Origin of the sequence: Asticcacaulis sp. (assembly GCF_051956075.1) — a bacterium.
GTDB lineage: Bacteria > Pseudomonadota > Alphaproteobacteria > Caulobacterales > Caulobacteraceae > Asticcacaulis.
The window spans coordinates 34,328-49,990 of sequence record NZ_JBQCGA010000047.1; the positions used below are offsets into that span (position 1 = coordinate 34,328).

12 protein-coding genes are annotated in these 15,663 nt (G+C 64.9%); 4 read left to right on the top strand and 8 right to left on the bottom strand.

The window, feature by feature from the left end:
• Nucleotides 1-15: 15 nt before the first annotated feature.
• Nucleotides 16-2,691: a phosphoenolpyruvate carboxylase gene (gene ppc, locus ACTHLA_RS12035; RefSeq protein WP_440189366.1), complete on the bottom strand. Its 2,676-nt coding sequence runs from the start codon at nucleotides 2,689-2,691 to the stop codon at nucleotides 16-18.
• 349 nt (nucleotides 2,692-3,040) lie between these two features.
• Between ppc and ACTHLA_RS12040 the strand changes: the two genes are divergently transcribed.
• A complete protein-coding gene (locus tag ACTHLA_RS12040; protein WP_440189369.1) occupies nucleotides 3,041-3,616 on the top strand; it encodes a hypothetical protein in 576 nt (191 codons plus the stop codon).
• Nucleotides 3,617-3,619: 3 nt separating this feature from the next.
• Here ACTHLA_RS12040 and ACTHLA_RS12045 read toward each other — a convergent pair whose 3' ends face one another.
• Both ACTHLA_RS12045 and ACTHLA_RS12050 read right to left on the bottom strand, forming a co-directional pair.
• Entirely contained in the window at nucleotides 3,620-3,928 is a 309-nt protein-coding gene (locus tag ACTHLA_RS12045; protein ID WP_440189372.1) for a BrnA antitoxin family protein, read from the bottom strand.
• Complete coding sequence (locus ACTHLA_RS12050) at nucleotides 3,925-4,173, bottom strand: BrnT family toxin (protein WP_440189375.1); 249 nt, start codon at nucleotides 4,171-4,173, stop codon at nucleotides 3,925-3,927. The genes ACTHLA_RS12045 and ACTHLA_RS12050 overlap by 4 nt, the downstream gene beginning before the upstream one ends.
• 114 nt (nucleotides 4,174-4,287) lie before the next feature.
• Between ACTHLA_RS12050 and pepN the strand changes: the two genes are divergently transcribed.
• The 3 genes from pepN to ACTHLA_RS12065 all read left to right on the top strand — a co-directional run bounded on the left by pepN (nucleotide 4,288) and on the right by ACTHLA_RS12065 (nucleotide 10,350).
• A complete protein-coding gene (gene pepN, locus ACTHLA_RS12055; protein WP_440189378.1) occupies nucleotides 4,288-6,915 on the top strand; it encodes an aminopeptidase N in 2,628 nt (875 codons plus the stop codon).
• 141 nt (nucleotides 6,916-7,056) lie between these two features.
• The gene (locus ACTHLA_RS12060) at nucleotides 7,057-7,620 is read left to right on the top strand and encodes a response regulator (protein WP_440189381.1); all 564 of its coding nucleotides are present in this window, start codon (nucleotides 7,057-7,059) and stop codon (nucleotides 7,618-7,620) included.
• Between the two features lie 105 nt (nucleotides 7,621-7,725).
• Nucleotides 7,726-10,350 (top strand): PAS domain-containing sensor histidine kinase, encoded by a 2,625-nt coding sequence (locus ACTHLA_RS12065; RefSeq protein ID WP_440189384.1) that lies wholly within the window; start codon nucleotides 7,726-7,728, stop codon nucleotides 10,348-10,350.
• Nucleotides 10,351-10,355: 5 nt separating this feature from the next.
• Here ACTHLA_RS12065 and ACTHLA_RS12070 read toward each other — a convergent pair whose 3' ends face one another.
• From ACTHLA_RS12070 to ACTHLA_RS12090, 5 genes are all read right to left on the bottom strand, one after another.
• Complete coding sequence (locus tag ACTHLA_RS12070; RefSeq protein ID WP_440189386.1) at nucleotides 10,356-10,889, bottom strand: periplasmic heavy metal sensor; 534 nt, start codon at nucleotides 10,887-10,889, stop codon at nucleotides 10,356-10,358.
• Nucleotides 10,886-11,350 (bottom strand): hypothetical protein, encoded by a 465-nt coding sequence (locus ACTHLA_RS12075; protein ID WP_440189389.1) that lies wholly within the window; start codon nucleotides 11,348-11,350, stop codon nucleotides 10,886-10,888. Before ACTHLA_RS12075 ends, ACTHLA_RS12070 begins: the two co-directional genes overlap by 4 nt.
• A 1-nt stretch (nucleotide 11,351) precedes the next feature.
• Nucleotides 11,352-12,071, bottom strand: a complete 720-nt coding sequence (locus ACTHLA_RS12080; RefSeq protein ID WP_440189392.1) for an RNA polymerase sigma factor — start codon at nucleotides 12,069-12,071, stop codon at nucleotides 11,352-11,354.
• Between the two features lie 36 nt (nucleotides 12,072-12,107).
• On the bottom strand, nucleotides 12,108-12,581 hold the full coding sequence (locus ACTHLA_RS12085; protein WP_440189549.1) for an EF-hand domain-containing protein: 474 nt from the start codon (nucleotides 12,579-12,581) through the stop codon (nucleotides 12,108-12,110).
• A gap of 77 nt (nucleotides 12,582-12,658) precedes the next feature.
• Nucleotides 12,659-15,607: a bifunctional [glutamine synthetase] adenylyltransferase/[glutamine synthetase]-adenylyl-L-tyrosine phosphorylase gene (locus ACTHLA_RS12090; protein WP_440189395.1), complete on the bottom strand. Its 2,949-nt coding sequence runs from the start codon at nucleotides 15,605-15,607 to the stop codon at nucleotides 12,659-12,661.
• Nucleotides 15,608-15,663 lie beyond the last annotated feature (56 nt).

Consider the following 15,663-nt stretch of genomic DNA (forward strand, 5'->3'; position numbering starts at 1 on the left):
CGCAGACAAGCAGCCTCATCCCGTATTGCGCAGGCCCGACGCAATGCCGTTGACCGTCAGTTGCAGGGCCAGCTTGACCAGCTTGTGCTGATTGCCCTGACGGCGCTGCGCCATCAGATAGACCTGCAAGCGGTTCAGGCTGCGCAGCAAGGGCCGCGCGCGTTCGATGGAGACGCGCAAACCGCTTTGCGTGGACATCAGGCTGTCGGCCTTGCGGATGCGTTTGATCAGCGCCACCGTGTCCTCGAACTCGAAACGGATGGTCTCGAAGATGCGCATCGCCTGCGCCTGATCGCGCGCCAGACCGGCATAGGCTTTCGCCAGCTCCATGTCGCACGAGGCCAGCGCCATCTCCATATTGGCCAGAAAGACGTCGAAGAAGTCCCAGTCCAGCATGGCCTGCAAGGTCTTATCGTCGATCTTCAGCTCGCGCGCCGCCGCCGCAAAGCCGTACCAGCCCGGCAGGAACAGGCGCGTCTGAATCCACGAAAACACCCACGGAATGGCGCGCAGGTCTTCGATCTTGCCCGACGACGTGCGCGACGCCGGACGCGAGCCGATCTTGAGATCGGAAATCTCATTGACCGGGGTGACGTCGTGAAAGAAGTCGAGGAAGTGCGGATCGTCATAGACAAGGCCGCGATAGGCTTTGAACGACGCTTCGTGGATCTGGTCCATGACCGGCGCGAACCGCGCCTCCATCTGCGCCTCCGCCGTCTCCGGCGCGCCGGGGCGCGGCGGCACGGAGGCCAGGAAGGTCGCCGCGGCAAAGGTGTCGAGCGTCTTGTGCGCCAGGGTGGCGTTGCCGAACTTGCGCGCGATCATCTCGCCCTGTTCGGTGACGCGGATCTGGCCGCCGACCGTGCCTTCGGGCTGGGCCAGTATGGCGGCGAAGGAGGGGCCGCCGCCGCGCCCGACGCTGCCGCCGCGCCCGTGGAACAGGCGCAAGGATACGCCCGCCTCATTGCACACCGCCTTGACCGCCTTGGACGCCTTGTGCAACGACCATCTGGACGAGGTGTAGCCGCCGTCCTTGTTGGAGTCCGAATAGCCAAGCATGACCTCCTGTACCGCCGGACGCCCCATCAGCGAGCGGATGGCGGGCAGGCCCAGCCAGCGCTTCATGATGTCCGGCGCCGCCTCCAGATCGCCAATGGTTTCGAACAGCGGCGAGATGCGGATCATGGTGTGCGGCTGCGGCCCGCCCTTGACCAGCCCCGCCTGCTTCATCAGCACCAGCGGTTCTAAGATGTCCGACACCGACGACGCCTTGGAGATGACATAGGCGCCGAAGGCTTCGGAGCCGTACAGGCGCACGATCTGCGCCGCCGCATCGACGATGCGCAGTTCGCGGTGCGTCTCCTCGGTATAGTTGGCGAACTCCCAGCGCAGGATGCGGTCGTTCTTCAGCTCGGCCAGCAGCACCGAAATGCGCTCGGATTCCGACAGGGACAGATAGTCCACAAGGTCCGGCGAATGGGTGAACAGCTCGGCGATCACGCGCTCATGCACGTCGGAATTCTGGCGCAGGTCGAGCGACAGAAGGTGAAAGCCGCACGAACGCGCCAACTGGATCAGGGTGCGTAAGGTGCGCCCGATCAGCCGCTTGCCGCCATGCGCGACCAGCGAATCGCGTAAGGTGTTGAGGTCGCGGATAAAGGTGCGCACGCGCTCATAATGCGCAGGCGCGGCGACATTGCGGCGCTCCTCGACGCCCAGCAGCACGTTCTGCGTCGCGGCCAGACGCGCCTTGATCCAGGCGATGGCGCGGCGATACGGCTCGTCGGCGCGGTGGATATCGGCGCTGTGCGCCTTGCGCGCCAGCTCGATCACGCCATCGCTGACCGGCGACAGCTCCTCCGACAGGGTCAGTTCGCTGTCCAGCCTGTCGAGCTGCTGCGCATAGAAGGCGAAGATCAGCCGCGCCTGCTCCTTGAAGGCGTAGTTGAGCGTAGTGTCATCGACATGCGGGTGGCCGTCGCGGTCGCCGCCGATCCATGAGCCGAGCTTGAGCACGTTCGGCAGCGAACCGGACAAAGGAATATCGCGGCCCCATTCGCCGTACAGCGTCAGCAAGGCCGGCAGCACCGAGCGATTGACCGCGCTCAGCGTATTGTTGATCTCGTCCATCACCGTAATGCGTTCGGGACGGTGCAGGCGCGTATTGTACAAAAGCGCGACCGCGCGATACAGCTCCTCCTCCAGCGACGCCTTCTCCACGGGAGAGGTCGCCTTTTCGTGGGCCTGCAAAAGCTGGGTGATCTCGTATTCGCGATTGACAACGCTGGCGCGGCGCATCTCGGTCGGGTGGGCGGTGAAGACCGGCGAGGCCAGAATGCCGTCAAGAATCTGCTCGATCTCGGCAGGGCTTACCCCCTCGCCCTGCGCCGAGCGCACGGCGTTGACCAGGCCGATCGGCTGCATGTCGCCGTCGCTGGCCTCAAACGTATCGACCTGGCCAAGCTGGCCGACGTCCTCGGCGATGACATTGAGCGCCGAGGCGCAGGTCATGATGCGCGCCGCGTGCGCCGCCTCGGACTCGCTTAAGGAGCCGAAATCGAAATCGTCATGCTTCAGCGCCTCGATCTTGGTCAGGATTTCAGCCCGGCCGAATTCCTGCACAGCCTCGTACAGATTGGCCTCCAGCAAGGCGACGTCTCGTCTGACGTGATCGAGGACAGCATCGGTCATTCGCGTAACTCCGGTTTACCCAAGGCGATCGCCACACCGGAGTTCGCTGCCGTCAAACCGTCGCCAGAACAAACAGAGTCGTGTCCGGCGACGAACAGGTCTTCAGGTGTGGCCGGTTGTTGTTTTTTATGGCGATGACTTAGCGGCATTTCTTTGTGCGCCGCAAGAAAAAGGATGGTTTCGAGCGAAACATGGTAGCGCTATAACAATAAATTTCAAAAACTTATGACTACGCTTCAATGCAAAAAACTTCACGAAACGCGCCGCAATATCGCGCAAGGCGAATTATTAAACCTTTTCCCGTATAAGGTTCTGCTCACGACCTGTCAGAATTTTCAGGGTAGAAACCATGGCCAAAGCCGCCTTTCATCGCCACCAGCGCGTCTATGTCGAACCTGTCGGCACCTGGGCCGTCATCGACCGGGTCAATCCGGTCTGGGTCAAGGGCTTTTCCGAACCTGTGCGCGTGACCTATGACTGCGGACTGGGCCGCGATTTCGCCGCCGAGGAGCTGATCGCCGAGAGCGAAGGCGAGACGCGAGACACCGACGCTTTTGAGACTCAGGCCGCGCACTGGCGGCTGATGCGGGCGCGCAACAAGTGGCAGACGCCCGAAGAAAGCGCCCACCATCCGTTCCCCGGCACCTATCCGGTCATCGTCACCGATGAGAACGACTGGGGCGGCTGGCGCGTGCCGGGCGCCGAATATGAGCGCGACCCGCACCTGATCGAAATGCAGGCTCGCCTGATCGCCACCGCGCCGAAACTGCTCAAGCTGGCGCGCGACATGGTCGGCTATGGCCGCAACAACGCCGATCTCGACGACGAACTGATCGCCCTGCTCAAACGCGCCGACCAGCTTTGCCGCGCCGTGGACAATGACGGCCTCGCCGCCGCCAGCCCCAAGGCGAAGGTCGGGGTTTAAGGATCAGGACGGGTCCAGACCGACAGCCTTTTTCAGCGTATCATTGACGCGGCTCTGCCAGCCCCGTCCCGTGGCGCGCAGACGGCGGATAACTTCGGCGTCAAGACGCAAACTGATCAATTGCTTGGCCTCCGCAACCGCCGGTCGCCCCCTGCGACGGGCGCTTTCCGCCAGTTGCGGGAAGGCGTCCGCAAAGGGGCGCGCGCGCGCCAAATCTTCATTGCTGGCTTCCGGCGCATCAGGGTCCGCCGCGATAGCGGCCTGAATGCGCGCTTCTTCAGCGTCGCTGATCACATGTATCTTCTTCATCATAAGATCATCCTTTCCTTGCGGCTGGCGGAGCGCATGGAGATAACGGAAATCGCCTCCGACCCCAGCGGCGCGAACACGACCGCAATAATGACCTTGCCTTTGAATTCGCCGATGGCCATGTAACGATCCGAATGCGCTGGAATCACAAGGGAGGACAGAAAAAATTCAGCGTCCAGATCGGCGAAATCATAACCATGCTTGGTGATATTGAGCCTGCGTTTCGCTTCGTCATAAACGATTTCCATAATTTATTGTAGCTACATTAAATAGTAAATCAAGTCCTGAATCTTGCCATTTGGGGGTGGCGCAGGCCGTCCATGACGCCTAAATCGGACAGGAAGCCGATTTAAGGACCGATCATGCGCACCGACACGCCTCAACCTATCCGCCTTATTGATTACCGCGCCCCCGATTTTCGTATCCCGTCCACCGAGCTGAGCTTCGACCTGCACCCGACGCAGACGCGGGTGAAGGCGAAGCTGAGCGTCGAACGTCAGGGCGCGAAGGATGCGCCGCTGGTGCTGATGGGCGAGCGGCTGAAACTGATCTCGGTCGCGCTCGACGGGCGCCTCCTGTCTCCCGACGCCTACGCTGTGACCGACGAGACCCTGAGCATAGCCGAGGTTCCCGACGCCTTTACGCTGGAAACCAAGGTCGAAATCGACCCGTCGAACAACACAACGCTGGAAGGGCTCTACATGTCCTCCGGGCGTTTCTGCACCCAGTGCGAGGCGGAAGGGTTCCGCAAGATCACCTACAGTTTCGACCGCCCGGACGCCTTGAGCACCTACCGCGTGCGCATCGAGGCGCCCAAGGCCGGTTTCCCGCACCTCCTGTCCAACGGCAATCTGATCGAACGCGGCGATCTCGATAACGGTCGCCATTTCGCCCAGTGGGAAGACCCGTTTTTCAAGCCCTGCTACCTGTTCGCCCTCGTCGCAGGCGATCTCGACGTGTTCGAGGACAGCTTCGTCACCATGACGGGTCGCACGGTCGATCTGAAAATCTACGTCGATACCGGCATGCGCGATCGCGCCGCCTACGCCATGGACGCGCTGAAACGCTCGATGCGCTGGGACGAGGAAGCCTATGGCCGCGAATACGATCTCGACCTGTTCATGATCGTGGCCGTGCGCGACTTCAATTTCGGCGCCATGGAAAACAAGGGCCTCAACATCTTCAACGCCTCCTTGCTGCTGGCCGATCCGCAGACCGCGACCGACGCTGATTATGAGCGCATCGAAAGCGTGATTGCGCACGAATATTTCCATAACTGGTCGGGCAACCGCGTCACCTGCCGCGACTGGTTCCAGCTCTGCCTGAAAGAAGGCCTGACCGTCTTCCGCGATCAGGGCTTTTCCGGCGATCAGCGCGGCCACGCCGTTGCCCGCATCAAGGACGTCAAGGCTTTGCGCGCGCGCCAGTTCGCCGAGGATTCCGGCCCCCTCGCCCATCCGGTGCGCCCGTCTTCGTATCTGAAGATCGACAACTTCTACACCGCGACCATCTATGAAAAGGGCGCGGAAATTGTCGGTATGCTGAAAACCTATGTCGGCCCCGAAACCTATCGCAAGGCGCTCGATCACTATTTCGCCGCCAATGACGGCACGGCGGCGACTCTGGAAGACTTCCTCGCCAGTTTCGAAGCCGTCACCGGCGAGAGCTTCAAGCCCTGGCTGACCTGGTACACCCAGGCGGGCACGCCGCGCCTGCACATCGCCCCCGCCTATGATGCGAGCGCTAAAACCCTGAGCTTGACCCTGACACAGGCGACCGCGCCGACGCCGGGGCAACCGGACAAGACGACGGTTCCGATCCCGGTGCGTTTCGGCCTGCTCAATGCCGACGGCGAAGCGCAAGGCTTTACGCTGGACGGCGAGAGCCTGACCGAAGCCCTCTATGTGCTGCGCGACGCAGAGGCCGTCCTGACCCTGCATGACGTCGCCGAGCCGCCGGTGCTATCGGCCCTGCGCCATTTTTCGGCGCCGGTCATTCTCAGCCTCAAGGAAGACCCCGACGCCGCCTTTGCGCGCATGAAAGGCGATCCCGACCCGTTCAATCGCTGGGAGGCGGCGCAAGGTCTGGCGCGCGACCTGATCCTGTCAGGCGACCTGACCCACGCCCCCCGCTTCGGCGACGCGCTGCAAGCCTGCCTGAACGATGACGCGCTGGAGCCCGCCTTCCAGGCGCTGATGCTGGCCCTGCCCAGCGAATCCGATCTGGCGCAGGCGAAAACGCCGGTGAATCCGCAGGCCCTGCATCACAACCGGCAGGCGCTCAAGGCGGCGCTGTCGCAACAGCTCGATCCGATCTTGCGCGCGACCTACGCCGCCATCCCCCTGCCCAACAGCTTCAGTCCCGACGCGCGCGCCGCCGGTCAGCGGAGCTTGCGCAACGCCCTGCTCGACCTGATCATGGCCGGTTATAGCGCCGCCCCCGACCGTCCCGAACGGCTGGCCATGGCGCAGGCGCATGTCGGCGCTGCCGACACTATGACCGACATGATCGGCGGCCTTTCGGCCCTGGCCTATGCCGAACCCGAAGCGTTCGACACGGCTCTGGCCGCCTTCTATGAGCGCTTCAAGACTGAACCGCTGGTGATCGACAAATGGTTCGCCCTGCAAGCCGGAACGCCCAATGCCGACCCGCAGCAGACGCGCACGCGGGCGCGGCGCCTGACGCAGCATCCCGATTTCGATCCGAAGACGCCGAACCGCTGGCGCGCCGTGGTGCAGGCCTTTGCGGGCAACCCCGCCGCCTTCCACGCCGAAGACGGCTCCGGCTACGACCTGCTGGTCGAACAGGTGCTGATGGTGGACGCCTTCAATCCGATGACGGCGGCGCGACTGGTTGAACCCCTGAGCCGCTTCCGCATCTACGAATCGCCGTGGCGCGAGGCGATGCAGGCCGCCCTGACTCGCATCCGCAACGCGCCCGGCCTGTCAAAGAACGTGCTGGAGCTGAGCGCGAAGGCGCTGGAGGACTGAGATAACGGCGCCCTGCGACAAAAGGTCCGCAACCGCAGGGCGCGATCTTAACCCTTCATAAGCCATAGGGCGTTTAGATTTGCGAAAGGTTCGGGCGGCGCCGGCGTTTTCCGCCGCGTCGCCCGCTCTCAGGAGACAAGTGTGGCCACCCTTGAGCGCGTTCGTTTTTTGATCGTGGACGACAACGCCCACATGATCAACATCGTCAAGACGATCCTGCGCGGCTTCGGCGCCAAGCACATCTTCGAATCGCGCGACGCCACCGAAGGGCTGCACAGCCTCAAGCACGACGCCATCGACATCGTCATCACCGACTATCAGATGGAGGTGCTGGACGGCATCGACTTCATCAAACTCTTGCGCAATTCGTCCGACAGCCCCAACCGCTATGTGCCGGTGATCATGCTGACTGCGCACTCCGAGCGCTCGCACGTCGAGCAGGCGCGCGACGCGGGCGCCAATGAATTCTGCTGCAAGCCGGTGACCGCGCTGGAGCTGCGCCGCAAGGTGGCGGCGGTGATCGACAATCCGCGTCCCTTCATCAAGACCGGCAACTATTTCGGCCCGGATCGACGCCGCAAACAGGACCGCAACTATAACGGACCTGAGCGGCGCGAGGGCTGGAGCGAGGATCACCAGCCGCCCAACCGCCCGCAGCGCCGCGCCTCCGGCGGCGGCGATATGGACGATGACAACGAGGCGTAAGCAATGGCCGCGATTAAAGCGGTTTATAAAGGCTTAAGACTCTCGACAATAGATTAACCCGGCGTTTACCCTATCCGTTAAGCACGAATCAGTTTGGGACAGCCTGTGGCCAAAGCGCGACACAATAAGCCCGGCGGCGACGCCGACGCCGCGCAGACCGGCCAGCCCCTGAAGGGACGCCCCCCTTTCGGACGCAAATCCTCCGCCTTCTCCATCGCCGCCAGCTATCAGGTCGCCATGGCCATGCCGCCATGGATTCGCGTCGGCGCGCTCAGCCTGTCGCTGGGCCTGGCCCTCTTCGCCGGTCTTTCCACCCTGCAACTGGGCAACAGCATCTCCGCCGATAAGGACCATGAGGGCCGCGCCCTGCTCAGCGACGCCCAGTTGCGCGCCGCCCAGCTCGATACGCGCCTGACCGCTTCGCGACTGGCGCTGGAGGCGGCGCAGGCGCAGCTCACGGCGCAGCGCGACCAACCTTTAAGCGCCGCCGAAACCGCCATGAAGCTGGCGCGCGGCCAGTTCAGCGCGGTGACGATACTCGGCCCGAAAGGCGTCGTGGCGCAAAGCGGCGCCGACGACGCCGAACTGGTGGCGTCGGCGGCCCAGGCCGCAGACCGGCCTCTCGACCTCGTTACCGTCGCCTCGCGCCTGATCCCGACGCCGCGCCCTTATCTGGCGCTGCACGGCGACCATCAGACCACGATCGTCGCCCGCCTGAACAACAGTCTGGCCGCGCCCGGCGACGCCACGATTAGCGCACTCGTCAACCGCGACGGCGTGATCGTCGAAGCTTCGGACGAGAGCCTTCTGGGGCAATCGCTCAAGGACGCCCTCGCCGTCAGCTACAGCCAGCTTCGCGCCCGCGCCGATTCGCACAATCTGATTCAGGGCGCCCTGTCCGAAGGCGGCTTCCTCAAGATCGCCGCCGTACGCGAAACGGGCGACGCGCTCGACGACGACGGCCTGTTGCTGGTGCGCGCCACGCCCAGCAAACGCTTTTATTCGCCGTCCGCCGATCTGACGCGCGCCATCTTCTTTGTCGGCTGCCCGCTGGTGATCGGCCTCCTGTTCGGCCTTTTGCTCTTCATTCAGGCGCGCAAGAACCGCGACGACGCGCTACAGTTTCAGGCCAATGAACAGCGCTACCGGCTGGCGGTCGAATCGGCGCGTTGCGGCATCTGGGACTGGGATCTGGAGCAGGGCCTGGTCTATATGTCCGACGTGACCGGCGCCATGTTCGGCTGGGGCGGCGGCGGCGTCGCCACCACCGCCGAGGTGCTGGAGCGCATCGCTCCCGAACAGCGCAACGAGGTGATCAAGGCGCTGGACGCGGCGCGGCGCAAGGGCGTGTTCGACGTCTCCTTCCGCGTCAATCCCCGTCCCGCCGCCGGCCAGGACGCGCGTCCGCTCTGGGTCGATGCGCGCGGCCAGTCGGTCAGCGGCGACGCCGAGCGCGGCTTCACCCGTCTGAGCGGGGTGGCGCTCGACGTCTCGGAGGAGCGCATCGCCCAGTTGCGCGCCCAGCGCGCCGAGGTCCGCCTGCGCGACGCCATCAATTCGGTGTCGGACGCCTTCGTGCTGTGGGACCGGCGCGGGCGGCTTCTGATGTGGAACACGACCTTCGGCGAGACCTTCGCCGTCGATCCGCGCTTTTTGCAGGCCGGGGCGCAGCGCGAGCTGATCGATCAGGTGATGCAGATCGCCATCCGCCGCCAGTTCCCGGCGCAGGACCGCGACGGCGTCACCGAGGCCGAGCTGAACAACGGGCGCTGGGTGCAGATCGCCGAAGGCCGCACCGCCGAGGGCGGCGCCGTGCTGACCGCCGTGGACATCACCGCCGTCAAGCTGCAGGAGGAGACCAGCCGCCGCAACGAGGAACAGTTGCAGGCCCTGGTCGAGAAGCTGGAGCACAGCCGCCAGCAGCAGATGGTGCTGGCGCGCAAGTACGAGATCGAAAAGCTGCGCGCCGAGGCCGCCAACCACGCCAAGAGCGAATTCCTGGCCAATATGAGCCACGAACTGCGCACGCCCCTTAACGCCATCAACGGCTTCTCCGAGATCATGGCGTCGGAAATGTTCGGGCCGCTGGGCCACGACCGCTACCGCGAATATGCGGGCGACATCCTAAGCTCCGGCCAGCACCTTCTGTCGCTGATCAACGACATTCTCGACATGTCCAAGATCGAGGCGGGCAAGCTGACCCTGCGTCTTGAGCCGGTCGCTATCGACGAGGTGGTCGAGGACACGCTGCGCCTGATCCGTCAGCGCGCCGAAAAGGCCGGTCTGAAAATCCGCGTCCACCTGCCGCACCTGCCCGACATCGCCGCCGATTTCCGGGCGTTGAAACAGATCCTGCTCAATCTCCTGACCAATGCGGTCAAGTTCACGCCGCACGGCGGGTCGATCACCATCTCCGCCGTCGCCACCGAGAACAATGTCCATATCAGCGTCGCCGACACCGGCATCGGCATCGCCGAAAAGGACTTGAAACGTCTGGCCAAGCCGTTCGAGCAGATCGAAAACCAGTTCTCCAAGACCCGCGAAGGCACGGGGCTGGGCCTGGCCCTGACCAAGTCGCTGATCGAGATGCACCATGGTCGCTTCGAGATCGACAGCGCGCCGGGCGAAGGCACGACGGCGCAGGTCATTCTGCCGATCCGCCAACCCGACCAAGGCGCGGGTCAACCGGGCGAGACATCCGGCGGCGGGCGCGTCGCCAGCGCCGCCTGAGCCTGTTATTTCGAGACTTGCGCGGCGGTTTCCGCTGTTTGCGGCGCGGCCTGACCCTTCGGCGGCGGCGTCGGGTGACCGAGGCGGCTGAAACGCAAGGACGGGCGCATGATCTTGGTCGAGATAAAGGCGCGCTCCTTGGGCGACATCGTCTTCATGCCCAGGATCAGCGCGTTCTCGATCTTGCAGCGCGCGCTGTCCTCGGCGTTGCGCGCCTGTTCGGACAGGACGGCGACCTGGGCCGCATCGTAAGGCGTCCGGCTCATCGCCGCCGTGGCCTGAACGCGCAGGCTGCGCGCCTTGCCCATATCGTCCTCACCCGCCAGACTGGCTGATTTGAGCAGACCGAACACCTGGTCGCGCTCCTGCGGCGTCAGTTCCTTGACCGCCGCGCGCCAGGCGTTCACGCCGCGCATCGCCCTCTGGTAGTGCTTCATGTTCTGATGGATCACGTAGCCGCCGCCGCCGACCGCCGCCAGCAGGAACAGGTTGAGCGCCACAGAGACGCCCAGAATCCATTTCCACCGCCCGCTGATCAATTGCTGTCTCCGTCGATGATCTGCACCTGCGCCAGAACGGTCTGGGCGCGCAGATCGCCAATGCTCATCAGGCTTAAATGCGCGCCGACCACGGCGCCCGCCACACAGGCGGCCAGCCCCACGCCGGTCCACAGCCAGGGCTGCGCCGAACCGTGACGGCGGCGGGGACGGAAAGCCACGATATTATCGCCGCCTCCGTTCGATTCCAGCATGGGCAGCAGGCCCGACAGGATGCGCATTTCCGCCGCCTGATCCGCCTGCCCGGTCGCTGGCTCTTCCGCCAGCATATCGAGCAGATCATCGACCTCGCGCGCGCCGACCAGCAGGCGCTCCGCCGCGTCGGCGTGATCGCGCGCGAAGATCAGCGCCTGGGCGCGCTCGGCCTCCGGCCAGCGCCGCGCCTGCGCGCCATAGGCGGACACGATCTCCGCAAACCGGGTTTCATCCATACGCTCGTTCATCTTACACCTCCCGCCCTTTGGCGTCTGCCCCTTGGGGACGGGTCCGTTTTTTTTGAGTCACAGGGGCGGTAACACTGTTATCGCCCTGCATCAAGTCCTTCAGTCCGCGCCGCGCCCGCGCCAGCAGACTCTCCAGCGCCTCGATACTGACGCCCATAAGTTTCGCGGCGTCAATATTTGACAACTCCTGGTAATAACACAGAGTCACCGCAACCTTCTGCCGTTCCGGCAGTCGGTTCAGCGCGCCCTGCAGGCGTTTTGCGGCTTGCGCCTGCTCCAGCCGCGCCGACGGGCCGGGCGCGGAATCGACGATCTCGACATCCTCGGTCCGCACCGTGTCGCGACGGCGGCGAAGGCGGTCGTAACACAGGTTGAGCGCCACCCGGTGCATCCAGGTGTCGATGCGCGCCTTGCCCGGCTGCCAGTCCGCCGCCTGTTTCCAGGTGCGCAGCAAGGTCTCCTGCGCCACGTCCTCGGCCTCGGCGGAATCGCCGAGCAGGCGCCGCCCCAGCGCCATCAGGCGCGGCGTCTTGCGCGTCACGAAGGCTGACAGCGCGGCGGCGTCGCCGCGCGCCATGCGCTCCAGCAAGATGTCGTCAGGATCGCTGTCCACCCTGCTCCCCGGAATAAGCGTCAGTCGCGGAGTCCGCGAACCCTCGCCGCCCGGTTTTGCGCCGGGCGCCGGATCGGAAGTCTGCGCAATCAGCGTCAGCCTCGTCATGGTTCGCGTCCTCTTAGCACAAGCCTCACACGCCGCCTAACGCTTCATCATCGCAGCGGCTTCGTTCGCGTCGATAAAGCCGTCGCCATTCGTATCCAGCGCCTTGAACTCGGCGTCCGCCGCCGCCTTGAACTCGTCGCTGGAGATCGACTGGTCGCCGTTCGTATCGGCGGCCTTGAGCTGATCCATGCGGGCCTTCATGCGATCGCCGCCGCGTCCATTGCCCATGCTCTGCATACGCTGCTGCATGGCCGCTTCCTGGGCGTCGATCTCGGCGAAGCTGATGGCGCCGTTATTATCGGCGTCCATGCGCGTAAACATTTTCTGACGGGCGGCTTCGTATTCGGCCAGGCTGATCTTGCCGTCGCCGTCCGTATCGTAGCGGCTCATCATGCCGCCGCCCTGTCCGCCGCCATGTCTGCCGCCCCAGCCTTGCGCGGAGGCCGAACCGGCGACGAGAAGCGCCGCGACGGCGGCGACGGAGACAAAGGCGATGCGCGATAGGGACATCTGTGTCACGGGCGTCATTCCTGTAAATCAGCCGCCACATCGGCGGCCTCTGACGCATTTCACGACTCGGAGGCCCGCTATCCGTCGCCGGGGCTGACGATTTTCTCGAACGCCGTTCTCGCGCGCTTGCGAATATCCTTGAGCTTCTTCTCCAGCGTGTCGAGTCGGCGGGTATGCACGGCGCGCGCCAGCTTGCGCTGAAACGCCTCCGGCTCGTTGTGCGGGTCGTCGAACTCGGTCAGCGACACGCGCATGACCTGGGCCAGCGACTGCTGCACCTTCCACGCGACGCTGAGCGCCTCGATGTCCGCCGCCGGGGCCAGCCCGGCGCGCTGCATGGCCGACAGGGCCTGAAGCGTCCCGACGCGCAACGGCCCGCCCGCCGCCGCATGGATCAGTTGCAGATACTGCGCGGCGAACTCGCAATCGACCTGCCCGCCGACCGCCAGCTTGAAGTCCCAGAACCCCTTGGCCGGACGCTCCTTCTCCATCAGGGCGCGCATGGCCAGCACGTCGAGCGCCGTCTCGCCAGAATTGCGCTGGCGGCGCAGCATGGTCTCGATCTTCAGCCGCGCCAGATCGGCGAAGTCCACGCTTGACGCCCACACCACCCGCGCGCGCGTCAGGGCCAGAAACTCCCAGGTGTCGGCCTCGCGCGTATAATAGTTCTCGAACGCCGCCAGCGACACCGCCACCGGCCCCTTGGCGCCGGAAGGCCGCAGCTTCAGGTCGATCTCATAAAGCCGCCCCTCGTGCGTCGGCGCCGACACCGCCGCAATCAAACGCTGGGTGAAGCGCCCGAAAAAGGTCTCCGGCGCCCAGCCCTTGAGCGACGAGGCCGAGGACGGATCGTCGGGCAGATAGATGGCCATCAGGTCGAGATCGGAGGTCGCCGTCATCTCCATCGAGCCGAGCTTGCCCAGGGCGATAATCGCCACCTGCCCGCCCAGATCGCCCGCCTGACGGCGCACATCCTCCATGGCCAGCGGCGCCAGATGGTTGAGGCAGGCGTCGGCCAGCCGCGCATAGGCCGCGCCCGCCGCCTCGGTGTCGAGACGGCCCGACAGAACCTGCATGCCGATGCGGAACTGCTGCTCGCGCCCGACGCGGCGCAGGGCGTTCATCACCGGCTCCAGTTCCTGTGCGACGCGACCGGCCTCGGCGGCGACAATGCCCTCGACCTCCTCGCCGAGCGGATCGAAGAAACCGGCGTCCAGCATGGCGTCGAACGCGGTCGGATCGCGCGCCAGCATCTGCGCCAGACGCGGCGAAAAGCCCATGATCTCGACCACGGTGCGGAACAGTTTGGGATTGGCCAGCAGCAGCGACTGAATCTGCACCCCGGCGTTAAGCGTGGCGAAAAAGACCGCAAAGCGCGTAAAGGCGATCGACGGATTGCCGGTCTCGTGCAGCGCCTCCAGTAGGCGCGGCGCCAGCCGCGTGAACAGCTCGCGCCCGCGCTCGGAGCGCGTCGCCGGAATGCGTCCGTGGTGCCATGAGCGGATGGTGGCCGACACCTGCTCCGGGTGGTCGAAGCCCATGCGCTTGAGCGTCTTCAGCGTTTCAGGATCGTCCTCGACCCCGGTGAAGACCAGGCTGCCGAAGGCGGAGGACAAGGGCTCGTCCTCGGAAAACAGCTCGCCATAATGGCCGTTGACCAGCCGCAGGGTGCGCGACACCGCCAGATCGAAACGCGACAGGTTGGCGAAGCCCGACAAGGCCGCCACGCGCAGCCGGTCCTCCTCGTTCTCCGGCAGTTCATGCGTCTGCTCGTCATTGAGCATCTGCACGCGATGCTCCCAGTTGCGCAGCCGGATATAGGCCTGTTTCAGCTCCTTGGCGACGGCGGGGGCCAGATGCCCGGCGCGGCGCAGCCCGTCCAGCGCGTCGAGCGTGCGCCGCGACCGCAGCGACGGATCGCGACCGCCCAGGATAAGCTGCTGGGTCTGGGCGAAGAATTCGATCTCGCGAATGCCGCCCGCCCCCAGTTTGAGATTGGCGCCCGCCGCCTCCAGCCGCTCATCGACCTTATAGACGTGGATCTGGCGCTTGATCGAATGCACGTCGGCAATGGCCGGATAGTCGAGCGATCGCCGCCAGACAAACGGCGTCAGATCCTGCATGAAGCTCTGCGCCGCCACCGCGTCGCCCGCCACGGGCCGCGCCTTGATGAAGGCGGCGCGCTCCCAGTTCTGCCCGACGGATTCGTAGTAATGCAGCGCGAACGGCACGCTGACCACGGTAGGCGTCGAGGACGGATCGGGCCGCAGACGCAGATCGACGCGAAAGACATAGCCGTCCGCCGTGCGCTCGGACAACAGGGTCGAGACCCCGCGCGCCACCCGGTCGGCGAAGCTTTGCGGATCGACGCTGTCCGTCACCGGCAACTGGTCCATCTCGGCGAAGAAGGTGATGTCGATATCGGAGGAATAGTTGAGCTCGCCCGCGCCGTGCTTGCCCATGGCCAGCACGAACAGACCCGGCAGCACGCCGCGCTCGCCATGCAAATCCGCGTCGGGCCGCAGCCGCCCGCGGTCGCGCTCCTCGCGCACAACCAGGGCCAGGGCCGTCGCGGTCACCGCGTCGGCGAAGCGCGACAGGGCCGCCGTCACCTGATCCAGCGACCACACCCCGCCCAGATCGGCCAACGCCGTCAGCAGATGGCAGTCGGCCTTGAGGTGACGCAGAACTTTTCTGGCCGCCGCCATATCGGGCGCCTCAACGATCAGCGCCTGCTGACCCATCGCCTCGACCGCCAGCAGGATCGCCTTCAGCCGCGCTTCCGGCGCCGTGATCAGGGTTTCGCGCAGCCGCTGCGGGTCGCGGCGCATCAGGCCCGACAGATAGGGCGACGCCGCCACCACCGGACGCAAGGCCGGTTCGGCTTCCGCCAACACCTCGCGCCAGCCCTCGGCCTTCGCCACCTCGTACAGCATCTCGAACACGAAATCGCTGTTCGATCCCGCCAGAACGGGACCGCACGGATGCAGCCGGTCGAGAAGTGAGGAAAACAGTGCGTCCGCCATGCCGCGTGTGATCGTTTCCGCCGAAGTTTCTTTTGGGTGTCAGGTTTCTTACTTAA